General features: G+C 71.7%; 16 protein-coding genes. 12 read left to right on the forward strand and 4 right to left on the reverse strand.

Features of this window, described 5'->3' with window-relative positions; genetic code table 11:
* Window positions 1-16: 16 nt before the first annotated feature.
* The gene (locus P5G50_RS11980; protein WP_301208688.1) at window positions 17-1408 is read left to right on the forward strand and encodes an MFS transporter; all 1392 of its coding nucleotides are present in this window, start codon (window positions 17-19) and stop codon (window positions 1406-1408) included.
* On the opposite strand, the gene P5G50_RS11985 is transcribed toward P5G50_RS11980, so the two are convergent.
* Window positions 1390-2232 (reverse strand): UbiA family prenyltransferase, encoded by an 843-nt coding sequence (locus P5G50_RS11985; RefSeq protein WP_301208686.1) that lies wholly within the window; start codon window positions 2230-2232, stop codon window positions 1390-1392. The two genes, P5G50_RS11980 and P5G50_RS11985, sit on opposite strands and share 19 nt — an antisense overlap.
* A gap of 77 nt (window positions 2233-2309) precedes the next feature.
* On the opposite strand from P5G50_RS11985, the gene P5G50_RS11990 reads away from it, so the two are divergent.
* The 7 genes from P5G50_RS11990 to P5G50_RS12020 all read left to right on the forward strand — a co-directional run bounded on the left by P5G50_RS11990 (window position 2310) and on the right by P5G50_RS12020 (window position 10444).
* On the forward strand, window positions 2310-3326 hold the full coding sequence (locus tag P5G50_RS11990) for a LacI family DNA-binding transcriptional regulator (RefSeq protein WP_301208684.1): 1017 nt from the start codon (window positions 2310-2312) through the stop codon (window positions 3324-3326).
* 155 nt (window positions 3327-3481) lie between these two features.
* Window positions 3482-5209, forward strand: coding sequence for a glycoside hydrolase family 13 protein (locus P5G50_RS11995; protein WP_435870877.1), 1728 nt, complete (start codon window positions 3482-3484; stop codon window positions 5207-5209).
* Window positions 5210-5211: 2 nt separating this feature from the next.
* The gene (locus P5G50_RS12000; RefSeq protein WP_301208682.1) at window positions 5212-6582 is read left to right on the forward strand and encodes an ABC transporter substrate-binding protein; all 1371 of its coding nucleotides are present in this window, start codon (window positions 5212-5214) and stop codon (window positions 6580-6582) included.
* 8 nt (window positions 6583-6590) lie between these two features.
* Window positions 6591-7526 (forward strand): carbohydrate ABC transporter permease, encoded by a 936-nt coding sequence (locus tag P5G50_RS12005; RefSeq protein ID WP_301208680.1) that lies wholly within the window; start codon window positions 6591-6593, stop codon window positions 7524-7526.
* Window positions 7527-7624: 98 nt separating this feature from the next.
* Window positions 7625-8539 carry a carbohydrate ABC transporter permease gene (locus P5G50_RS12010; RefSeq protein WP_301209419.1) on the forward strand — a complete coding sequence of 305 codons (915 nt, stop codon included), beginning with the start codon at window positions 7625-7627 and terminating at the stop codon, window positions 8537-8539.
* A gap of 27 nt (window positions 8540-8566) precedes the next feature.
* Entirely contained in the window at window positions 8567-9781 is a 1215-nt protein-coding gene (locus P5G50_RS12015; RefSeq protein WP_301208678.1) for a glycoside hydrolase family 3 N-terminal domain-containing protein, read from the forward strand.
* A 111-nt stretch (window positions 9782-9892) separates the two neighbouring features.
* Window positions 9893-10444: a YceI family protein gene (locus P5G50_RS12020; protein ID WP_301208676.1), complete on the forward strand. Its 552-nt coding sequence runs from the start codon at window positions 9893-9895 to the stop codon at window positions 10442-10444.
* A gap of 88 nt (window positions 10445-10532) precedes the next feature.
* On the opposite strand, the gene P5G50_RS12025 is transcribed toward P5G50_RS12020, so the two are convergent.
* Genes P5G50_RS12025 through P5G50_RS12035 form a run of 3 tightly spaced genes read right to left on the reverse strand, consistent with a single transcriptional unit; the run spans window position 10533 to window position 13856 of the window.
* The gene (locus tag P5G50_RS12025; RefSeq protein ID WP_301208674.1) at window positions 10533-11951 is read right to left on the reverse strand and encodes an NAD(P)/FAD-dependent oxidoreductase; all 1419 of its coding nucleotides are present in this window, start codon (window positions 11949-11951) and stop codon (window positions 10533-10535) included.
* Between the two features lie 3 nt (window positions 11952-11954).
* Entirely contained in the window at window positions 11955-13370 is a 1416-nt protein-coding gene (locus P5G50_RS12030; protein ID WP_301208672.1) for an aspartate aminotransferase family protein, read from the reverse strand.
* 3 nt (window positions 13371-13373) lie between these two features.
* Window positions 13374-13856 (reverse strand): Lrp/AsnC family transcriptional regulator, encoded by a 483-nt coding sequence (locus P5G50_RS12035; RefSeq protein ID WP_301208670.1) that lies wholly within the window; start codon window positions 13854-13856, stop codon window positions 13374-13376.
* 155 nt (window positions 13857-14011) lie between these two features.
* On the opposite strand from P5G50_RS12035, the gene P5G50_RS12040 reads away from it, so the two are divergent.
* The 4 genes from P5G50_RS12040 to P5G50_RS12055 all read left to right on the forward strand — a co-directional run bounded on the left by P5G50_RS12040 (window position 14012) and on the right by P5G50_RS12055 (window position 23654).
* Complete coding sequence (locus P5G50_RS12040; protein WP_301208668.1) at window positions 14012-15262, forward strand: FHA domain-containing protein; 1251 nt, start codon at window positions 14012-14014, stop codon at window positions 15260-15262.
* Window positions 15259-16095: a PP2C family protein-serine/threonine phosphatase gene (locus tag P5G50_RS12045; protein WP_301208666.1), complete on the forward strand. Its 837-nt coding sequence runs from the start codon at window positions 15259-15261 to the stop codon at window positions 16093-16095. Before P5G50_RS12040 ends, P5G50_RS12045 begins: the two co-directional genes overlap by 4 nt.
* Before the next feature lie 177 nt (window positions 16096-16272).
* Window positions 16273-17715, forward strand: a complete 1443-nt coding sequence (locus P5G50_RS12050; RefSeq protein WP_301208664.1) for a serine/threonine-protein kinase — start codon at window positions 16273-16275, stop codon at window positions 17713-17715.
* Window positions 17712-23654, forward strand: a complete 5943-nt coding sequence (locus tag P5G50_RS12055; protein WP_301208662.1) for an Ig-like domain-containing protein — start codon at window positions 17712-17714, stop codon at window positions 23652-23654. The genes P5G50_RS12050 and P5G50_RS12055 overlap by 4 nt, the downstream gene beginning before the upstream one ends.
* Window positions 23655-23695: the final 41 nt, after the last annotated feature.

A 23695-nucleotide genomic window follows, 5' to 3' on the forward strand; every position in this document is an offset into this window, starting at 1 on the left:
GCGCTTGGATGAGTCCATGCCCACCACCGGACGGATGACGTCGCTGCAGCTGCGGGTCCTCCTCATCGCGATCCTCGCCAGCTTCGTCGCCTTCCTCGACGGCGCGGTCATCAACGTCGCGCTGCCCGCGATCTCGGAGGAGCTGGGCGGCGGGCTGCCGCTGCAGCAGTGGGTGGTCGACGGTTATCTGATCACGCTCGGGTCGCTCATCCTCGTGGCGGGGTCGCTGTCGGACGTGTTCGGCCGCAAACGCGTGCTCTACGCGGGGCTGATCGGCTTCCTGATCACCTCGCTGCTGTGCGCCTTCGCGCCGACCGGGGTGTTCCTGGTGGTCGCGCGGGCGCTGCAGGGCGTCGCCGGGGCGCTGCTGGTGCCGAGCTCGCTCGCGATCATCATCTCCACCTTCGACGGTCCCGCCCAGGCGAAGGCGATCGGCCGGTGGACGGCGTGGACGGGTGTCGCGATGATCGCCGGCCCGGTCGTGGGCGGCGTGTTCGTGGACGCGCTGTCGTGGCGCTGGGTGTTCGTCATCAATGTGATCCCGATCGCGATCACGCTCGTCCTCATGTTCACGCTGGGGCAGAGCGACAAGGGCAGCGGCGGGAGCGTGGATGTCGTCGGCGCGGTGCTGGGCTCGCTCGGTCTGGCGGGCACCGTCTATGCGCTGATCGAGCAGGGCGTGCAGGGCTGGTCCAGCCCTGGAGTGTGGATCCCGCTGCTGCTGGGCGTGCTCGCGCTCGTCGCCTTCTTCGTGGCCGAGACGCGGATCAAGCGGCCGATGCTGCCGCTCGGACTGTTCTCGGTGCACAACTTCTGGGTGGGCAACCTCGCGACCGCCTTCGTGTACGGCGCGCTCGCGTTCGGGCCGCTCGTCGTGACGCTGTTCCTGCAGCAGGTCGCCGGGTTCCCGGCGACGGTCGCCGGGTTCGTGTTCATCCCGTCGACGCTGTGCATGCTGCTGCTCTCCGGCTTCTTCGGCGGACTGGCCGGCCGGTACGGGCCGCGCCTGTTCATGGGCGCAGGGCCGATCGTCGCCGCCTGCGGCTTCCTGTGGCTGCTGATGCTCGGCGATGACGTCGACTACTGGCTGGAGCTGCTGCCGGGCGTCCTGCTGTTCGGGATCGGGCTCTCGATCACGGTCGCTCCGCTCACCAGCGCGATCCTCGGCTCCATCCACCACGAGCAGGCGGGCATCGGGTCGGCGGTGAACAACGCCGTCTCGCGCATCGCCGGCCTGATCACGGTCGCCATGGCGGGCCTGATCATCGGGCAGCAGCTCGACGCGGCCGGGCTGCACCGGGCGCTGCTGTGCACGGCCGGACTGCTGATCGCGGGCGGCGTGGTGTCCGCCATCGGCATCCGCAACCACGAACCCGCGGCGGAGCCGATTCAGACGGCGACGGACTGACCCGCGAGGGCGAGCATCACGACGTCGATCACGGCGCAGGCCATGACGAGCTGCATGAGCAGCCGGGTGGGGCTCCGGCGCAGGAGCAGCACCACGCCGGTGATCGCGGCCGCCAGCCCCAGCACGAGCCCGACGATCAGGACCGGGCGCACCGGGAAGCCGGGGCCGAACGTGATCAGGAGCGTCGCGGCGGCGAGACAGCCGAAGGCGACGAGGCCGCCGCGGCGGGCGCCGAGCATGTGCGGGAAGCCCCGGATGCCCGTGCGCGCGTCGTCCTCCAGATCCGGGAGCACGTTGGTCACGTGCGCGGCCACCCCGAGCAGGGCCCCCGCCGCGTAGACCCACGGCTGGGCGAGCGCCGGCTGCTCCTGACCGAGCGTCGCGACGGCGGGGAGGGCGCCGAAGCTGACCACGAAGGGCACGAACGAGAACACCGTCGACTTCAGCCCGAGGTTGTACGCCCAGCCTCCCGCGATGACGACGAGGTGGGCGAGGAGCGCGGCCCAGCCCAGCAGCAGGGTGACGACCACCGCGAGCGCGAGGGCGACGAAGGCCGAGGCGCGCACGGTCGAGACGGAGATGTCGCCACGGGCGGCCGGCTTGTCGGCGCGCTGGACGGCGCGGTCGCGAGGGGCGTCGAGCCAGTCGTTCGACCAGCCGATCGACAGCTGGCCCAGCAGTACCGCGACGGCGAGCAGCAGGAGGCGGCCGGGCGGGTAGCCGAGGCCGAGACCCACCCCGGTGGCGATCACGGTCACCACCACCGTCGGCCCGGGGTGGCTGGCCAGTAGCAGGGAGGTGGCCTTCGCCACGGGAGTCGCCATGCCGGTCATCGTAGCCGCGGCGGATGATTCCGCAAACGACTTGCGCGATCCTGCAACGCCTTGCGTACACTGTCGCCATGTCGAAGCGACTCGCCGAGGTGGCGCGCAAGGTCGGTGTCAGTGAGGCCACGGTCAGCCGGGTGCTCAACGAGAAGCCGGGCGTCTCGCAGGCGACACGTCAGGCCGTGCTGACCGCGCTCGACGTGCTCGGCTACGAGCGGCCGACGAAGCTGCGGGGTGAGCGGGCCCGGCTGGTCGGTCTCGTGCTGCCCGAGCTGCAGAACCCGATCTTCCCGGCCTTCGCGGAGATCCTCGGCGGAGCGCTCGCGCAGAACGGGTACACCCCGGTGCTGTGCACGCAGACCGCCGGCGGGATCACGGAGGCCGACTACGTCGACCTCCTGCTGCAGCAGCAGGTCTCCGGCGTCGTCTTCGTCGGCGGCGCGTACGCCCAGGAGGACGCCTCCCACGACCACTACGCCCGGCTGACCGAGCTGAACCTGCCCACCGTGCTCGTGAACGCGCCGGTGGACGCGCTGCGCTTCGCGACGGTCTCATGCGACGACTCGGTCGCGACGACGCAGGCGCTCACCCACCTGCGATCGCTGGGTCACGAGCGCATCGGGCTGCTGCTCGGCCCGCGCGATCACGTGCCGTCGCAGCGCAAGCTCGCCGCGGCGCAGCGCCTCGCGGAGAGCTGGGGGAGTCCGCTGGAGGACGGCTTCATCGTCCACTCCCTCTACTCGCTGGAGGCCGGGCAGGCCGGCGCGACGCGCCTCCTCGCCGCCGGGGTCACCGCCATCGTGTGCGCCAGCGACCCGCTCGCGCTCGGCGCGATCAGGGCGGTGCGCCGGGCCGGGCTGTCGGTGCCGGGCGACGTGTCGATCGTCGGGTACGACGACTCGGCGCTGATGAACTGCACCGAGCCTCCGCTCACGACCATCCGGCAGCCGATCGAGCCGATGGGCCGCACGGTGATCGAGCTGCTGCTGCGGCAGATCTCGAGCGATTCGGCGCTGTCGGACGAGCTGCTGTTCGAGCCGGAGCTGGTGGTCCGCGGGTCCACGGGACCGGCTCCCGCGCCCGTCGCCTGACGCAAATCCGCGCAAGAATGCGCAAGGGAATTACTCACTGTCGAGTTCTTGCGCAATCCTGTCGAGTACCTGCATGCTGAGGCGCAGCGACGAGGCCGACGCCCCGCCGCGCACCCGCGGCCCGCTGAGGGGCCGCCCGATGCGAAGGGCTCACCGTGGACCTCTCCGTGCTGGCTCCGGCCGACCGCGTGGCACCGCCGACACCTCCCGCCGACGACCCGGCGTGGTGGCGCAGCGCCGTCATCTACGAGGTGTACCTGCGCAGCTTCGCCGACGGGAACGGTGACGGCGTCGGCGACCTCGCCGGCCTCCGGCAGCACCTCGGCTACCTGCACGACCTCGGCGTCGACGCGATCTGGATCACCCCGTGGTACGCGTCGCCGCTGGCGGACGGCGGCTACGACGTGGCCGACTACCGCACGATCCACCCGGCCTTCGGCGACCTCGCCGAGGCGGAGGCGCTGATCCGCGAGGCGCTCGCCCTCGGCATCCGCACCATCATCGACGTCGTCCCCAACCACGTCTCCGACCGGCACCCGTGGTTCCGGGAGGCCCTGGCCGCCGGCCCCGGATCGCCGGAGCGCGAGCGGTTCTGGTTCCGGCCCGGCCGCGGCGAGCGCGGCGAGCAGCGGCCGACGGACTGGGTGTCGAACTTCTCGGGCGACACCTGGACGCGCGTGACGGAGGCCGACGGCCGCCCGGGCGAGTGGTACCTCCACCTGTTCAGCCCGGAGCAGCCCGACCTCAACTGGAACCACCCCGACGTGCGCCGCGAGCACGAGGACATCCTGCGGTTCTGGTTCGACCGCGGGGTCGCCGGCGTGCGGATCGACTCGGCCGCGCTGCTCGTCAAGGACCCGGCGCTGCCCGAGGTGCCGGAGGCTCCCGGGCCGGGCGAGCACCCGAATCAGGACCGCGACGAGCTGCACGCGATCTACCGCTCCTGGCGGCAGGTCGCCGAGGAGTACCCGGGCACGCGGGTGCTGGTCGGGGAGCTGTGGCTGCCGGACATCGACCGGTTCGCCCGCTACCTGCGTCCGGACGAGCTGCACACCGCGTTCAACTTCGACTTCCTGGCCCGGCCGTGGGAGGCGGGCGAGCTGCGTGCCTCCATCGAGCAGACGCTGGCCGCGCACGCTCCTGTCGCCGCGCCGAGCACATGGGTGCTCTCGAACCACGACGTGACGCGGCCGGTGACCCGGTACGGCCGGGCGGACACCGCCTTCGCGTTCGCGACGAAGCGGCGGGGCACGCCGACCGACCTGCCGCTCGGCCGTCGTCGAGCACGGGCGGCGGCGTTGCTCACCGCCGCGCTCCCCGGATCGCTCTACGTGTACCAGGGCGACGAGCTGGGACTCCCGGAGGTGGAGGAGCTCCCGGCCGACCGCATCGAGGACCCGATGCACTTCCGCTCCGGCGGCGTCGACCCCGGCCGCGACGGCTGCCGCGTCCCCCTGCCATGGCGCGGGACCGAGCCGCCGTTCGGCTTCAGCCCGGAGCTGTCGAGAGCCGAGCCGTGGCTGCCGCAGCCTCCCGAGTGGGCCGCGCTCACCGTCGAGGCGCAGCAGAGCGACCCGGCGTCGATGCTCTGGCTGTACCGGCAGGCGCTGCGGCTGCGGCGGGCGGAGCCGGGTCTCGGCGACGGGCCGCTGGAGTGGCTGGAGGCGCCGGAGGGCGTGCTCGCCTTCGCCCGCGGCGACCGGTTCGTGTCGGTCACCAACCTGTCGGACCGCGCGGTGCCCCTCCCGGAGCACACCGCCGTCCTGCTCAGCAGCAGCCCGCTCGACGCGGGACTGCTGCCACCCGACTCCACGGTCTGGCTGCGCACGGCGCAGCGGCCGGCGGAGCACCTCACCAGCAACGCACAGCGAAAGGAACACTGACGATGAAGTCACGACACACGGTCGCCGCGGTGGCGGCGGTCGCGATCGCCGGAGCGGGGCTCCTGGCCGGATGCTCGTCCTCCGGCCAGGACTCCGGCGACGGAAAGGTGCGCATCACGGTCGCGAGCCTGATCCCGGGCAGCGACAAGGCGGCCTTCACCGCCTTCGACGACCGGGTGAAGGAGTTCGAGAAGGCGAACCCCGACATCGACATCACGGCCGAGGAGTACCAGTGGACGGGGCCGACGTTCGCGACGCAGCTCGCGGGCGGCACCCTCCCCGACGTCTTCAACGTGCCGTTCACCGACTCCCAGTCGCTGCTGCAGGCGGGCCAGCTCGCCGACATCACGGCCGAGGTCGAGAAGCTGCCGTACGCCGACAAGTTCAACGAGAACGTGCTCGCGGTGGCGAAGGACGGCGACAAGATCTATGGCATCCCGTACGGTCCGTACGCCATGGGCCTGTCGTACAACCGGCAGCTGTTCCAGCAGGCCGGGCTCGACCCCGACAAGCCGCCGACCACATGGGACGAGGTGCGGCAGTACGCGAAGACCATCTCGGAGAAGGTGCCGGGCGTCGCGGGCTACATGCAGATGACCCAGGGCAACACCGGCGGGTGGGAGCTGACCACCACCGTGTACGCCCGCGGCGGCCGCATGGAGACCACGGACGGCGACAAGACCACCGTCACCACGAACAACCCGGTGACGAAGGAGGCGCTGCAGTGGCTCCATGACGTGCGGTGGGAGGACAACGCGGCCGGCAGCAACTTCCTGCTCGACTGGAGCGGCATCAACCAGGCGTTCGGCGCCGGGCAGGTCGCGATGTACCCGTCGGGATCGGACGTGCTGACCTCCCTCGTGCAGCAGAACAACGTCGACCCGGCGAACTACGGGCTGACGATGCTCCCGGTGGCGGACGACGCGGACGCCGGCGTGCTGGTCGGCGGCAACGTCGCGGCGGTCAGCCCGAAGTCGTCGCAGAAGCAGAAGGAGGCCGCGGTGAAGTGGATCGACTTCTACTACATGCAGAAGCTGCTCGACCAGGATCAGGCCGTCGCCGACGCGAAGGTGCTGGCGAAGTCCGACCAGCCGGTCGGCGTGCCGACGCTGCCCGTGTTCGACAAGGCGACCTACGACCAGAACATGGAGTGGATCAAGGGCGAGGTCAACATCCCGCTCGAGAACGTCGCACCGTTCACCGGCCCGATCTTCGACGCGAACCTCGTGCCGGAGCCGAACAAGCACACGCAGGAGCTGTACGGCGCGCTCGACTCGGTCGTGCAGGCGGTGCTGACCGACAAGAACGCGGACATCGACGCGCTGCTGACGAAGGTCGACACCGACATCCAGAAGCTCGTCGACGCCGACTGAAAGCCGTCATGACCGCGATCGACCGACCGCGTGCGCAGGTCCGCCGCCGCCGCAGCCCCCTCACCTGGCTGCGCGGCGGCGGCCTCAGCACGCTCGTCTTCCTGCTGCCGATGCTCCTGATCTTCGGCGTGTTCTCGTGGTGGCCCATCCTGCGCAGCGTGGTGATGAGCTTCCAGCACACCAACCTGGTGTCGCCGCCGACCTGGGTCGGCTGGGACAACTTCGTGCAGGTGGTGAACGATCCGCTGTTCTGGACGGCGGTCGGCAACACCGCCTGGTTCGCCCTCCTCGCGTTGATCCTCGGCTACCCGGTGCCGCTCGTCGCCGCGGTGCTCATGAGCGAGGTGAAGCGGGCGAAGGGGCTCTACAGCGCGCTCGCCTACCTCCCGGTGGTCGTGCCGCCGGTGGTGGCGGTGCTGCTGTGGAAGTTCTTCTACGACGCACGGCCGACCGGCGTCTTCAACACGATCCTCGGCTGGGTGGGCATCCCGCCGCAGCCGTGGATCCAGGATGCGGCCCAGGCGATGCCGTCGCTCGTGGTCGAGGCGACCTGGGCGGCCGCGGGCGGCACGATCATCATCTACCTGGCGGCGATCACCGGGGTCGCTCCCGAGCTGTACGACGCGGCGGAGGTCGACGGCGCCGGGATCTGGCGCAAGATCTGGCACGTCACCCTCCCGCAACTGCGGAGCGTGCTGCTGATCACGCTCATCCTGCAGATCATCGGGACGGCGCAGGTGTTCCTCGAGCCGTTCCTGTTCACCGGGGGAGGCCCGGTCGACTCGACCGTGACGATCCTGCTGCTGATCTACCGGTACGCGTTCCAGAACTCCCTGGGCGGCGACTACGGAGCGGCGACGGCGCTCAGCCTGATCCTCGCCGCGTTCCTCGCCGTCCTCTCCCTCGTCTACTTCCGCCTCACCAAGTCCTGGAGCCAGAGTTGAGCACCTCCACCCAGCTGCCGCCCGAGGTCCGCACGGTCGTCGCGGACGTGGTCGAACCCGGTGCCGTGCCGGAACCGCCCGGGCCGCCGCGGCGCGGGCTGCGCGGACCGTGGCGGCGGGCGCGGCAGGACGACGACGGTGGCCGCGGCATCCTGTCGGTCTCCGAGCGGCGCCGTCCCGGCATCCGCTGGACCACCCGGGCCGTGCACGGCGCGCTGCTGGCCCTGCTGATCGTCGTCGGGCTGGGCCCGCTGCTCTGGCTGGCCAAGGCGGCGATCACACCGACCGAGGACACCCTCCGGACGCCGATGGCGCTGTTCCCGAACGGGGTCGACTGGGCGAACCTGTCGGAGGCGTGGTCGACGGTCCACATCGACGTGCAGTTCGTCAACACGATCTGGGTCGCGGCCGGCTCGTGGGCGGTGCAGATCGTCGTCGCGACGACCGCCGGCTATGCGCTGAGCGTGCTCCGGCCGCGGTACGGAGCCGTGCTGTACGGGCTCATCCTCACGACGCTGTTCGTGCCGGCGGTGGTGCTGCTCGTGCCGCTGTACCTCACCATCCTGCAGCCGCCGCTGCTCGGGCAGTCGCTCATCAACACCTTCTGGGCGGTGTGGCTGCCGGCCGGGGCGAGCGCGTTCAACGTGGTGCTGGTCAAACGGTTCTTCGACAACCTGCCGCGCGAGATCTTCGAGGCGGCGCGGACCGACGGGGCGGGTCCGTTCCGGCTGTTCTGGTCGATCGTGCTGCCGATGTCGAAGCCGATCCTCGGCGTGGTGTCGGTGTTCGCGGTGATCGCGGCCTGGAAGGACTACCTGTGGCCGCTGCTCGTGCTGCGCGACCCCGACCTGCAGCCGCTGTCGGTGCGGCTGCCGACCCTCCAGGCCGCCATCCAGCTCGACGTGTACCTGGCCGCGCTCGCGATCTCCACACTGATCCCGATCGCGCTGTTCCTGGTCTTCCAGGGGCTGTTCCTGCGCAGCGCCGGACTCGGAGGCGCCGTCAAGGGTTGAGGGAGGGGCGCGGGCTAGCATCGAGGGATGCCCTCCCGCCCCCGCACCTCCGGTACGCGTCCGCGTCGCCCCGGCATGCGCCGCTGGGCGAGCGCCGTCGTCGCCGCCGGCCTCGTCGCGGTGCTGGCCGGGTGCAGCGGTGCCGGGGCGGCGGCCCCGACGGGGTCGGCGGGCGCTCGGCACACGGCGACCGCGACGCCGACGCCCACGCCGACGACCGACCCGGTCACGGCGTTCGCGAAGGCGCGGCTCGCCCGCATGACCCTGCAGCAGAAGGTCGCGAGCCTGTTCGTCCTCCACCAGCCGGGCACCGACGGCGCCGCGCTCGGCGCGTACGCCTCCGCGCACGGGCTGGGCGGCATGATCCTGATGGGCGACAACGTCCCGCCGACGCCGGAGGCCCTCGCGGCGCAGACGGCGGCGATGGGCGCGAGCGATCCCGACCTCCTGCCCCTCATCGCGATCGACGAGGAGGGCGGTGACGTCACCCGCCTGCCGTGGGATGCGCTGCCCGGTGCGGACACGCTCCGCGGCCAGGACCCGGCCGCCGCGACCGCGGCGTTCCGCCAGCGCGCGGCGCTGCTCGCGCAGGGCGGCGTGAACGTGAACTTCGGGATCGTCGCGGACGTGACCGCCGATCCGTCCTCCTTCATCGCGAGCCGCGTGCTGGGCGGCGATCCCGGTTCGGCGGCCGCACGCGTTGCGGCAGCGGTCGCGGGGGAGCGGGGCGCCGTGGCGAGCACGCTCAAGCACTTCCCCGGCCACGGCGAGACCGACGCCGACTCGCACCTGACCGTGCCCACCGCACCGCTCGGGCACGACGACTGGGCAGCGCGCGACGCCGCGCCGTTCCGCGCCGGGGTGGGGGCCGGGGCCGAGCTGGTCATGTTCGGGCACCTGGTCTACAGCGGGGTGGATGCGGCGCCCGCGTCGCTCTCACCCGCCTGGCACCGCATCCTGCGCGAGGAGCTCGGCTTCGATGGGGTCGCCATCACCGACGACCTCCGCATGCTGGAGGACACCGGGCTGCCGGAGTACCGGAACGCGGGCGAGAACGCCGTGCGGGCGATCGCGGCGGGCAACGACGTGGTGCTCGACGTGCTGCCGGCCGGCGCGGACCCGGCCGCGCTGATCGACCCCGTCGTGGCGGCGGTGCAGCAGGGCCGCATCCCGGCCGCGCAGGTGGACGCGAGCGCGCTGCGGGTACTGGAACTGCGCCGGTCGCTCACCGTAAAAGAGTGACACGTCAACTTTTTCTCGCCATTCCGGAATAGGATCTGGACCTATGCGCTTGCATGTACCTGTGCGGCGCGTGCCGCCCCCGCGACGGACCGATCCACAAGGAGACAGCGAATGACCATCGACATCCCCGGTTACAAGGCCGGCACCTGGACCATCGACCCCGCCCACAGCGAGGTCGGCTTCAGCATCCGCCACCTCATGATCAGCAAGGTGAAGGGCGTGTTCGAGAACTTCGACGCCACCTTCGTCACCGCCGAGAACCCGCTCGACTCGAAGGTCAGCGCCAAGGCCGACGTCGCCTCCATCAACACCAAGGACAAGAACCGCGACGCGCACCTGCGCACCGGCGACTTCTTCCTCGCCGAGGAGCACCCGACGATCGACTTCGTGTCGACCGGCGTGCGCCACGAGGGCGGCGAGTTCCTCGTCGACGGAGACCTCACCATCAAGGGCGTGACCAAGCCCGTCACGTTCGAGTTCGACTTCGGCGGCTTCGGCCAGGACCCGTACGGCAACTACAAGGCCGGCGCGACCGCCAAGACCAAGATCAACCGCGAGGACTTCGGCCTCACCTACAACGCGGCCCTCGAGACCGGCGGCATGCTGCTCGGCGACGAGGTGACCATCACCCTCGAGCTGCAGGCGGTCCTGAACCAGGCCTGATCGCTCCACCCTCGGCAAACCGCCGAGTACGCGGATTCTCCGCGTACTCGGCGGTTTTTCGTGTACTTCGCGCGTACTCGGCGGATGGTCAGTGGCCGATGAGGGGGGCGACGACGCGCGCGAGAACGGAGGGGCGGCCGGTGAGGCTCTCCTCCACGTCGGCGGCCTCCATCGCGGCGAGGCCCGCGTTCGCGCCCGCGAAGCGCAGCGGCTCGGGCTCCCAGGGGCGCGAGCGGTGGCCGACCCAGGGCAGGGCGGTGAGCGCGGTCTCCCGTCCGGTGAGCAGGTCGGCCAGCGTGCGCCCGGCGAGGTTGGTCGTGCTCAGGCCGTCGCCGACGTAGCCGCCCGCCCACGCCTCCTGCGCCTCCCTGTCGTAACCGACGCTCGCGTGCCAGTCGCGCGGGACGCCCAGCGGCCCTCCCCAGTGGTGGGTGATGCGCGCGCCTGCGGCATCCGGCAGCAGGTCGAACAGCGTGCGGACGAGGTGGTCGCGCACCCGCCGCGAGCGGTCGTACGCGGGGTCGACGGCGCTGCCCAGGTGGTACCGCGCGCCGCGGCCGCCGAACGCGATGCGGTCGTCCGCGGTCCGCTGACCGTAGACGATGAGGTTGCGGAAGTCGGTGAAGGTCTGGCCGTGCGCGATCCCGATGCGGTCCCAGACGGCGGCGGGCAGCGGCTCGGTCGCGATCATGAGCGAGTAGAGCGGGAGGATGCGCCGGCCGACCTGCGGCAGCTGCGATCCGAAGCCCTCCGTGGCGTTGACGACCGTGCCCGCGGTGACGCGGCGGTCGACCCCGCCGGATCGGGCATGGACGACCCCGTCGCGCCAGCCGACGACCTCCGTCTGCTCGGCGATCGTGACGCCCCGGGCCTCCACCACGCGGGCGAGGCCGCGGACGAGCTTGCCGGGGTGCACGCGGGCGCAGTCCGGTGTGAAGGTCGCCGCGACGGCGTCGGGCACGCCGAACCGCGACCGCACCCGCGGGGTGCCCCAGAGCGCGACGCGGTCGACACCGAAGCGTTCCGACTCCTCGTACTCGGCGCGTGCGGCGGCCAGCTGCGCCGCGCCCCGCGCGAACGTCACCGTGCCGCCGAGCGCGTAGTCGCAGTCGATGTCCTCGGCGGCGACGACGCGGCCGACCTCGTGCACGGTGTCGACCATCGCGCGGCGCTGGGCGACCGCCGCGTCGAAGCCGTAGCGCGCCTCCAGCCGGGACGCCGACCAGGGGAACAGGGCGGAGCACCAGCCGCCGTTGCGCCCGGAGGCACCGAACCCGGCGACCTCCTTCTCCAGCAGCAGGATGCGCAACCCGGGGTCGTGCTGCTGCAGGTAGTACGCGGTCCACAGGCCGGTGAGGCCTGCGCCCACGATCGCGACGTCGACCGTCGCGTCGGAGTCGAGGCCGGGGCGGGGACGATATCCGTCCTCCGCCCCTGCACCCGACGCTGCGGCACCCGACGCTGCGGCGATCGAGTCGAACCAGAAGCTGGTGCCCCGGTAGTCCATCCGTTACAGGTGGTTCGTCGCCTCGGTGAGCACCGACTCCAGGATCTGCCGGATCTCCACGAACTCGTCCGGCCCGATGGTGAGCGGCGGCGCGAGCTGAACGACGGGGTCGCCGCGGTCGTCGGCGCGGCAGTACAGGCCCGCGTCGAACAGCGCCTTGGACAGGAAGCCGCGCAGCAGGCGCTCCGACTCGTCGTCGTTGAACGTCTCGCGGGTGCCCTTGTCCTTCACCAGCTCGATGCCGAAGAAGTAGCCGTCGCCGCGCACGTCGCCCACGATCGGCAGGTCGAGCAGCTTCTCGAGCTCGGCCCGGAACAGCGGCGAGTTCTCGCGCACGCGCTCGTTGAGCTTCTCCTCCTCGAAGATGTTCAGGTTCTCCAGCGCCACCGCGGCCGACACCGGGTGGCCGCCGAAGGTGTAGCCGTGGTAGAAGGACGTCGAACCGTGCTTGAACGGCTCGTAGATCCGGTCGCTGATGATCGTCGCGCCGATGGGGGAGTAGCCGGAGGTCATCGCCTTCGCGCAGGTGATCATGTCGGGCACGTAGCCGTACTCGTCGCAGGCGAACATGTGGCCGATGCGGCCGAAGGCGCAGATGACCTCGTCGCTGACCATGAGTACGTCGTACTTGTCGCAGATCTCGCGCACCCGCTGGAAGTAGCCGGGAGGCGGCGGGAAGCAGCCGCCCGAGTTCTGCACCGGCTCGAGGAAGATCGCGGCGACCGTCTCCGGCCCCTCGAACAGGATCATCTCCTCGATGCGGTTGGCCGCCCAGACGCCGAACGCCTCGAGGTCGTCCGCCGGGGCGCCCATCTCGGCCGCGCGGTAGAAGTTCGTGTTCGGCACGCGGAACCCGCCCGGGGTGAGCGGCTCGAACATCTCCTTCATGGCGGGGATGCCCGTGATCGCCAGCGCGCCCTGCGGGGTGCCGTGGTAGGCGACGGCGCGGGAGAGCACCTTGTGCTTGGTGGGCCGGCCCTGCAGCTTCCAGTAGTACTTGGCCAGCTTGAAGGCGGTCTCGACGGCCTCGCCGCCGCCGGTGGAGAAGAAGACGCGGTTGAGGTCGCCCGGCGCGTACTCGGCGAGCCGGTCGGCCAGCTCGATCGCGTTCGGGTGCGCGTACGACCAGATCGGGAAGAAGGCGAGCTCCTCCGCCTGCTTGGCCGCGACCTCCGCGAGCCGCTTGCGGCCGTGCCCGGCGGCGACGACGAAGAGGCCGGAGAGGCCGTCGATGTAGCGCTTGCCCTGGCTGTCCCAGATGTGGTGGCCTTGGCCCTTGGTGATGATGGGGACGCCGTGGCCCTCCTCCATCACCGACTGCCGGGCGAAGTGCATCCAGAGGTGGTCCTTCGCCTTGGCCTGGAGGGCGGCGTCGCCGGAGGTGATGGGCTCGCCGAAGGTTTCTACGGTTGTCGTCATGAGTTATCGCGTTCCCCAGTTGTAGAACTGCTTGTGGAGTTTGAGATAGACGAACGTCTCGGTGGACAGCACGCCGTCGAGGGTCCGGATCTCCGAATTGAGCATGTGGATGAGGTCGAGATCGTTCTCGCAGACGACCTCGGCGAGGATGTCGAAGGTGCCGGCCGTGAGCACCACGTAGTCCACCGCCGGCATCGCCGCCAGCCGGTCGGCGACGACCCGGGTGTCCCCGCTGACGCGGACCCCGATCATCGCCTGGCGGTAGAACCCGAGCTGCATCGGGTCGGTCACCGCCACGATCTGCATCACACCGGACTCGGTCAGCTTCTGGACCCGCTGCCGGACCGCCGCCTCGCTGAGACCGACGGCCTTGCCGATCTCGGCGTACGAGCGGCGGCCGTCGACCTGCAGCTGCTCGATGATCGCCTTCGACACGTCGTCGATCTGCGGCGCCTTCGCGCCGTTCGCCGTACGAGGGGTGCTCATGGAGCGATTGTGTCAGTGGGCATGCGGTCCTGCAAGCGATTCCGCACATTCTCGGCCGATCGGCTGACGGAATCCGCAGGCGGCTGTGCGCAACGCTGAGCGGATGGAGGGCGTGGGACCGTGTCGCACGGCGGCGCGCGACTACACTCGACCGGGTGACCGCCGGCAGCTCCACCCCCTCGGCGCGCCCGGCGCGTCCCGGCGGCTACGCCCGCTACGCGCCCACCGGCGGCCCGGCGCGCTGGCTGCTGATCGCCGGGCGCCGCTTCGTGGCCGCGGTCGAGAGCACCGTCTCCGACCAGATCGTCGATGCCGTCTGGTGGCTCGCCGAGTCGGAGCTGGCGACGATCGAGTCCGTCGTCGGCGCCTTCCCGCTCTCCGGTCCGGACAGCGTCCGTTCGTTCGCGGTGGCCGAGCTCGGCGCCGCCAACGACCGCGGGGAGCGTGTCGTCACGGCTGTCGTGCGCGGTTCGGCGGCCGTCGACGTGTTCTCGGTCGGAGGCTCGCGACGGTTCTCCGCCGGCGGCGTCCAGCCGTGGGTGCTCGCCGAGTTCCGCAACGTGACCGGTCTCGTCGTCGGCGGCGACGATCACGCCACGGGGCCGGTCGCCGCGCTCACCATCGGCTCGCTGCCGCTCGGGCTCGGCGTCGTGGACGGCGAGCTGCTCGCCTGGAGCGTGGCGCCGATCGAGCGCGTGCCGCGCGCCTCTGCCGAGGCTCCTGCCGGTTCCGGCCCGGCGGCCGAGGAGACCGTGCTGCGCCAGCGCGCGCGCAGCTCCAGCGTGTTCGGCCACGTCGGCGGCGCAGGCGAGAACCCCGGCGCCGGTGAGGCGCGGCCGGTCGCGCACGAGCTGCCGGGGGCGGTCGACATCGCGGCGCCTCCCACCGCCACTCCGCCCGCACGCGCAGTCGTCCCGCCGCCCGCGCCGCGACCCGGCGGCGTGCCCGGTCCGCAGGACGCCTTCCCGCCCACCGAGCCCGTCGTGCTGCCTCCTGCCCCTCCCTCGTTCGCGCTGCGGATCGGTTCCGCGCCGGTGATCGTGCTCGACACGCCGGTGCTCGTCGGCAGGAGGCCGGCCCCGCTCCGGCTCGACACCGGCGCGGAGCCGCGCCTCGTCGCGGTCGACTCGCCGACCCAGGAGGTCTCTGGCACGCACGTCCGCATCGAGCAGGAGGGCGAGGCGGTCGTCGTGACCGACCTGCGCTCCACCAACGGCACCGTCGTCGTCTCGCCGGCCGGGCACACGACCCGGCTGCGCCCGGGGGAGTCGGTCGCCGTGCTCGCCGGGACCACGATCTCCATCGGCGACGGTAATATCATCGAGATCACCGCCGCCTCGGCCGGGCTGTGGGGGACGGACCGGCCGCCGATGCGGGAAGACCGCCGAGAAGAAGGACGCCCGTGACCCAGATCGGTCGCAGCAACAGGCGCCACACCGTCACCGTCCCCGGGACGCAGGACGCGCGCATCAGCCTCGCCTGGGCCGCGCTCAGCGACAAGGGGTATCGACGCAGCGTCAACGAGGACAGCCTGCTCGCCCGCTCGCCCATCTTCGCCGTCGCCGACGGCATGGGCGGCCACACCGCGGGCGACTTCGCCAGCACGGCGGTCGTCACCCGGCTCGCCGAGCAGGTGTCGACCGACTTCGTCGACCAGGGGGCGCTGACCGGAGCATTGCGCGCCGCCGTCGACGACATGGGCCGCGGCGTCGGCCACACCGACCTCGGGACGGGCACCACCGTGACCGGTATCGCCCTGACGCTGGCGGACGGAGCCCCGTACTGGCTCGTGTTCAACATCGGCGACTCCCGCGTGTACAGCTACCGCGACGGCACCCTGGAGCAGCTGACGCTCGACCACTCGATCGTGCAGGAGCTGCTTGATGCGGGCGCGATCACGCCGGCGGAGGCCGAGGTGCACCCGCACAGCAACGTCATCACGCGTGCCGTCGGGTTCAACGAGGACCCGGTGCCCGACTACTTCCTGCTGCCGATCGTGGCCGGCTCCCGGCTGCTGGTGTGCTCGGACGGGCTCACGAAGGAGCTGACCGAGCACGGCATCCGCTACTTCCTCGCCGAGGGCGCCTCGCCGGCGGACGCGGCGCAGCAGCTCATGGACGCCGCGCTCGGCAACGGCGGCCGCGACAACGTGACCGTCGTCGTGGTGGATGTGCTCGCGACGCCCGAGTCCGGGGCGCACCGCGAGGGCACGCCGCGGCGGGCCGCGCGGCGGCACTAGAGCCGCCGGAACTCTCCACAGGGCCCCTCGGTCCCGGTGCGATGACCCCCGAGTTGGGGGTGATTCGGTTGTCCCCAGACCAGGTCTGGGCAGCCGAGGGGCGAGGTGCCGCTGCCTACAATTGTCAGACCGTTTCCACAGCAGCGGATGCCGTCCGCGACGACCGGGAGGAGCAACGTGGCCCGGCGCCTGCCGTCACAGCCGCCGAACCTCCCCGGCTTCTCGTACGTCCGGGTGCTCGGTTCGGGCGGCTTCGCCGACGTCTTCCTGTATGAGCAGAACATGCCGCGACGCCAGGTCGCGGTCAAGGTCATGCTCGCCGAGGTGGTGACCAGCCAGGTCAAGCAGATGTTCCAGGCCGAGGCCAACCTGATGGCGCAGCTGAGCACGCATCCGTCGATCCTCACGGTGTACCAGGCCAGCGTCTCCGCCGACGGCCGGCCGTATCTCGTCATGGAGCTGTGCTCCTCCGCGATCGGGCAGCGCTACCGCTCCGAGCCGCTGGCCGTCGCCGACGCGCTGAGCGTCGGGGTGCGCATCGCGAGCGCGGTCGAGACGGCCCACCGCGCCGGCGTGCTGCACCGCGACATCAAGCCGTCGAACATCCTCACCACGGCTTACGGACACCCCGTGCTCAGCGACTTCGGCATCGCCGCCACGCTCAGCGAGGCCGACGTCACCGAGGCCATCGGGCTCAGCATCCCGTGGTCCGCCCCGGAGGTGCTGCTCGACGAGACCAGCGGCACCATCGCGAGCGAGGTCTGGTCGCTCGGTGCGACGCTGTACTCGCTGCTGGCGGGCCGCTCGCCGTTCGAGGTGCCCGGCAAGGAGAACACGTCGGCGGAGCTCATCCACCGGATCACGAAGGGCCGCCCGCTGCCGATCGGCCGGGCCGACGTGCCGCCGCGCTTGGAGCAGGTGCTGCTGCGGGCCATGTCGCGCAAGCCGTCGCAACGGCAGCGCAGCGCGCTGGAGCTGATCAGGGAGCTGCAGTCGGTCGAGGTCGAGCTCGGACTGCCGCAGACGCCGATCGAGGTCGCGATGGACGACTGGGCGCTGGCGACCGCCGACGACCCCGAGGACAGGACCCGCGTGCGCGGCGTCGTCGCCGTCGACCCCGGCTCGTCGCGGCGCCGACGGCGACGCGCTCCCGTCGAGGCGTCGTCGGGCGCTCGCGGGCCGACCCGCGCGCCCACCCGCACGATCGTGCGCGAGAGCGGGAGCGCGCCCAGCACGCGACCCAGCGCGCCGGCCCGCACGCCGCGCGCTCTCGTGGTGTCGCTGATCGCGTGCGCGGCGCTCGTCGTGGTCCTGGCCGTCATCGCGGGCGTCGTGCTCGTCAGGGCCGGTCAGGCGGGCGACATCCCCGCCGTCCGCGACCTCAGCGGCCGGGTCGCCGGGAGCACGATCGTGTTCACCTGGAGCGACCCCGGCCTCCAGGACGAGGACACCTATCAGGTCGCCGTCGACGACGCCCCGCCGAGCAGCCAGCGCTCCACGGAGTTCCGGGTGGACGCGAAGCCGGGGCAGACCGTGTGCGTCACCGTGACCGTCAACCGCTCCGGCCGCACGGGTGACCCGAGCGGCCAGAAGTGCGTCGAGCGGACGGACGGCCCGTGAGCAGGCTGGGCGCGGCGTGGTCGTGGGTCGCCGGGCACAAGTCCGTCGCCGCGACCGCGGTCTCCGGGACGGTGGTCGCCGCGCTGGTCGCGACGCTGGCCGTCGTCTCCGGCGGCTACAGCGCCCAGCACATGATGCTCGACGACGCCGCGGTCTGGGTCGCCAGCGACGCCAAGAAGTCGCTCGGCCGCGCCAACACCGAGATTGAGAAGCTCAACTCCGTCGTCGCCGGCACCGGGGAGGCGCTGGACGTCGTGCAGGACGGCGAGAACGTGCTCCTGCTCGACCGGGAGGCCAGCACGGTCGCCGCCGTCGACCCCGCGACGGCGGAGGCGGGCAAGTCCGTCGCACTGCCGCCGCGGTCGCCGCAGGTCGCGGTCGCCGGCGATCACGTCGCCCTCCTGTCGCAGACGACGGGCCAGCTCTGGCTCACCACGATGGACCAGCTCGACCAGTACAACTCCGGGTCTGCGGCGACGATCGACCTCGGCGGTCGGGCTGTCGCGGCGCTCGACCCGTCCGGCGTGCTGTTCGCCTACCAGCCGGGAACGCGCTCGGTGGTGCGCATCGACCTCACCGGTCCCGACCCGGCGACCACGACCCACAAGGTGCCGACGACGGGAGAGGGGGAGGATGTCGCCATCACCTCCGTCGCGGGGCACTGGGCGGTCTTCGACCCGGCCGAGCGGACGCTGTGGCTCGACGGACGCACCGTGAGCCTCGGCCGCCAGCTGGAGGGCGCCTCCGACATCGTGCTGCAGCAGCCGGCGGCGACCGGCTCGGCCGTCTGGCTCGCGGCGAGCACGGGTCTCGTGCGGGTTCCGCTCGACGGCTCGGACCCGAGCCGCCCGGTGACGGGAGCCTCCGGGGCTCCCGCAGCACCGGTCACGGTCGCGGGCTGCACGTACGCGGCCTGGACGGGCGGCGCGGTGTGGAGCTCGTGCGGCGGCGATGGCAAGGGGGCGCAGAGCACGCTCGAGAAGGTGCCGGGCGGGGCGCAGCTCGCGTTCCGCGTCAACCGCCAGCGGGCCGTGCTCAACGACGCGCGGTCCGGCGTCTCGTGGGCCGTGCAGAGCGGCAACACCCGCATCGACAACTGGGACGAGCTGGTCTCGAAGAAGACCACGCAGGAGCTCGTCGACCAGTCGAAGACCGACAGCGCTCCGCAGTACGAGAAGCAGGAGGAGCCTCCCGTCGCCGTCGACGACGCGTTCGGCGCCCGGCCGGGTCGCGTCACTCCGCTGCCGGTGCTGCTCAACGACTACGACGCCAACGGCGACGTGCTGACGATCGACTCGTTCACCGCCGTGCCGGAGGAGCAGGGCACGATCGAGCTGACGAACGCCGACCAGCAGCTGCAGATCTCGCTGCCGGAGACGGCGACCGGCACCATCGACTTCGACTACACCATCTCGGACGGCCGCGGCGGGACCGCGACGGCGCACGTCACGGTGACCGTGCGGGCGCCCGGCGAGAACGCGCCCCCGGTGTGCGTGCGCAACGCGAAGGCCGTCGTGCAGACCGGCGGCCGCGTCACCACCGCCGTGCTCGGCGACTGCTACGACCCGGACGGCGACTCGTTCTACCTGGCCGGAGCGAGCATCCCCGCGCCCGATCTCGTCACCTTCACGCCGCAGGGCCAGGTCGCCTACTCGGACCACGGCGACGGCGGCTCCGTCAAGGACGTGTCCCTCGTGCTCTCCGACGGACTGGCCGAGGGGACGGGCCTGCTCGCGGTGACGGTGCGGCCGCCCGGCCAGGTGCCGATCATCGCCGACCCGTTCGCCGTGCAGGCGTACGAGGGGCAGGAGGTCACGGTCCGCCCGCTCGACCACGTGCGCGGCGGCAACGGCACCGTGCGGCTGAGCACGGTCCCGACCAAGGCCGACGCCACGCTCACGCCGGACTACCAGGGCGGCACGTTCCGGTTCGAGTCCGACCAGCCGGGGACCCACAACATCGAGTACTCGGTCACCGACGGCGTGGTGACGGCCACCGGACTCGTGCGCGTGGAGGTGAAGGCGCCCCCAGGGGCGAAGACCGCCCCGATCGCGGTGCCGCACACGGCCTTCATCCGCGAGCAGTCCAGCCAGGACGTGGACGTGCTCTCGACCGACATCGACCCGTCCGGCGGTGTTCTGCTCGTCACAGGCGTGACGCCGCCCGACGCGTCGTCGGGCGTGTCGGTGCAGGCGCTGCAGCAGCGCACCCTCCGCGTCACCCTCGGCCGGCCGCTCGCCGGCCCCGTCGACTTCCACTACCGGCTCAGCAACGGGCTGGCCGACACGATCGGCACGGTCACGATCGTGCAGCTCCCGCCCCTCGCCGTGCACCAGCCGCCCATTGCGGCGCCGGACGCGATCGCGGTGCGCGTGGACGACGTGGTCGACATCCCGGTGCTGGCCAACGACGTGCAGCCCGACGGCGACGAGCTGACGCTCGACCCGACGCTCGCGACGCCGCTGCCGGCCGGAGCGGGACTGCTGTTCGCGAGCGGCGACCAGCTGCGCTACCTCGCCCCCTCGAAGCCGGGCAACTACACCGCCGCGTACCGGGTGAACGGCGAGGACGGCCAGTGGGCCACCGCCGAGGTCACCATCGCGGTGCGCGAGCGCGACGCGGCCACCAACAACCCGCCGGTGCCGAAGACGGTGACCGCCCGGGTGCTGGCCGGCGACGTCGTACGCGTCACCGTGCCGCTGTCCGGGATCGACCCCGACGGGGACTCCGTCCAGTTCATCGGTCAGGAGACCAACCCGCAGAAGGGCGCCGTCGTCGCGTCGGGTCCGGACTGGATGGACTTCCAGGCGGGGGACTACGCGGCAGGGACCGACACCTTCTCGTACGCGGTGGTCGACGCCCTGGGCGCGCGGGCCACCGGCACGGTCCGCGTGGGCATCGCGCCGCACGTCGAGGGCGCGCGCAACCCCGTCGCCGTCGAGGACGACGTGACGGCCCGCCCCGGCAAGAAGCTCAGCGTGCAGGTGCTCGCCAACGACAGCGACCCCGACGGCAGCCCGCTCACGGTGAGCGGGGTGACGCCGCTCGAGGGCACGGCGAAGGCGAAGGTCATCGGCGATCTGGTGCAGGTGAGCACCCCCGAGGCCGAGGGCACCTACGGATTCCTCTACAGCATCCAGAACGCGCGGGGAGGGACGAGCCAGGCGTTCCTCCGCGTGACGGTCAGCAAGAACGCGCCGCCCGCGCGGCCGGTGGTCGACGACACGACGCTCGGGCTGTCGGACATCCTCGGCAAGGAGCATGTCGACGTCAACGTGCTGGCGAACGTCTTCTTCGCCGACGGCGCGGTGTCTTCGCTGAAGCTGTCGCTGGTGCAGGGGTACGGCTCGGGCGCCAAGGTGACGGCCGACAAACGCGTGCGCGTGGCGATCGCGGCGGACAGCCAGATCATCCCGTTCCGGGTCGCCAACCCCGAGGACGAGTCGATCGTGGCGTACGGCTTCGTGCGCGTCCCCGGGTACGACGACGCTCTGCCGCAGCTGAAGCGCGGAGCGCCGGCGCTGACCGTCGTCAGCGAGAAGACGCTGACCATCCACCTCAACGACTACATCGTCGCGGTCGGCGGCCGGAAGGTGCGCCTGACGGATGCGGCGACCGTGCGCGCGACGCACGCCGACGGCGGCGACCTCGTGGTGAACAGCGACACCCTGCAGTACACGTCGTCGGCGCGCTACTTCGGCCCCGCCTCCATCTCGTTCCAGGTGACCGACGGCACGAGCGCCAACGATCCCAAGGGCAACGTCGCGACCATCGTGCTGCCCATCGACGTCACGGCGCGCGAGAACCAGCCGCCCGTGTTCACCGGCGCGCTGATCGACTTCGAGCCGGGGCAGTCCAAGACCGTCGACCTGGCGAAGCTGACCCGTTACCCATACGCGCAGGACCAGGACGAGCTGCAGTACAGCATCCAGGAGCCGCGTCCGCAGGGCGTCACGCTCGCCCTCAACGGGCAGAAGCTCACCGTCACCGTCGCCGCCGGCACCGCGAAGGGGGCCCGACCGTCGATCGCGATCGGTGTGAAGGATGCGGTCAACCCCGGTCAGGCCGGGCGGATCGACGTGAACGTGGTGCCGTCCACCCGGCCGCTCCCGAGCCCGCAGTCGGATCGGGTGATCGCTCCGCGCGGCAAGACGAGCACCGTCGACGTGCTGGCCAACGACCAGGCCACCAACCCGTTCCCGGGCAAGCCGCTGCGCGTGGTCGCGGTCCGCGCGGCCAGCGGGGGCCTGCCCGACGGCGTGAGCGTCACGCCGAGCGCGGACAACGCCACGCTGTCGATCACGGTGTCGCCGACCGCGGCGCCTGCCGACGCCACGCTGCAGTACGAGGTCGCCGACGCGACCGGCGACGCCGACCGCTACACCTGGGGCACCGTCGTGGTGTCCGTGCAGGACCGGCCGGCTCCGGTCTCGAACGTCCAGATCGGTGCGATCGGCGACCGCAGCCTCGCGCTGAGCTGGGTGCCGGGCGCCTTCAACAACTCGCCGATCACCGGGTTCGACGTGACCATGGCCTCCGCGGCCTCCGGCGCGGTGCTGTCGACGACCGAGTGCTCGACGACCACGTGCACGATCCAGACGCCGGGCAACGGCCCGGAGAACGCGGTGACGCTCACGGTGCGCGCGAAGAACGCGCTCGGCGCCTCCGACCCGACCTCCTACGCCGAGCCGGTGTGGTCGGACGTCGTGCCGAACGCGCCGGCGGCCGTCGGCTCCACGCCGCTCGATCACGGGCTGCGCATCACCTGGACCAAGCCGGCCGAGGCCCCCGGCGCCAGCGCGATCACCTCGTACTGGGTGACCCTGGGCGGCGTGACCAACTCGCTGCAGGTATCCGGAGCGGACCCGGTCGGCACACCCTACTCGCTGTCGATCTCCGACGCGGGCATTGCGAACGGCGCCTCCATCGGCTTCGCGGTCTCGTCGCGGAACGGCTTCTACCAGGGCCGCACGACATGGAACCAGACCCAGGGGAGCGGCGTCCCCGCCGGCGCGCCGCTCACGACGGGCGTGGCCCCGGTCGCGACGCCGAGCGAGCAGGACGGGACCACGGCCACGCTCAGCTGGTCGGGGGTCTTCAGCGACAACGGCAAGCCGGTCACCGACTACTTCGCCGCGGTGTTCCAGGGCGGGGCGATCCCCAACTGCACCGTGACCGGGGTGGAGGACGGCGCCCCGGTGCTGCGCCACGACCCGCTCTCCGGCTCGTTCAAGCAGGTCCAGGGCGGGCAGGTCCAGTTCTCGGGTCTCCAGCCGAACCAGACCTACGGCTTCGCGGTGTACGCGTACAACGGGCAGGGCTGCACGCGCAGCTCCGTCAGCACCGCGACGGTGCGGCAGGCGCCGGGCGGGGTGACCGGCGTGGTCGTCACGACCCCGGCGCAGCGAAACGGCGAGAGCACCTACGACTTCCAGGTCGACGTCAACTACCGGCACGGCAGCGGGAACAGGCCGGTCATCGACTACTCGCTGGTCCTGCCGGACGGCTCCACCGAGCCAGGGCGCTTCAACAACACGACGAGCGGCCTGGCGTCCGGCCAGAACGGCTCCCACTACGGCGTGCCCCTGCAGATCCGCATCGACAGGATCTGTGAGACGTATCCCGACGGGTCGCAGCTGTGCTCGACTCCCGGCTTCACCCAGAAGCTCGGCGTGGCGGTGAGCACGGAGATCGGCGGCACGCGGTACGACCCCGCCACGCGCACCTTCACGTGGACGTCGTGGCCGACCGGTTCGGGCTACAGCAGTGTCACCTACAGCTGCGACGGCGGCGTGACGACCGCACCGATGCCGGCCGTCGGCCAGACGGCGTCCTGCGTCGCTCCGGAGGACGTGCTCAGCCCGGAGCTGCAGGTGCGCGTGATGGTGGACGGCGACGAGTACACGCAGACATATCCCGCTTCCGGCATGGCGGGATGATGGCCCGCCATACTGTCGGAGGGGGAACCCGAGCCTCCCGA

Source organism: Leifsonia williamsii, from assembly GCF_030433685.1.
GTDB classification, from domain to species: domain Bacteria; phylum Actinomycetota; class Actinomycetes; order Actinomycetales; family Microbacteriaceae; genus Leifsonia; species Leifsonia williamsii.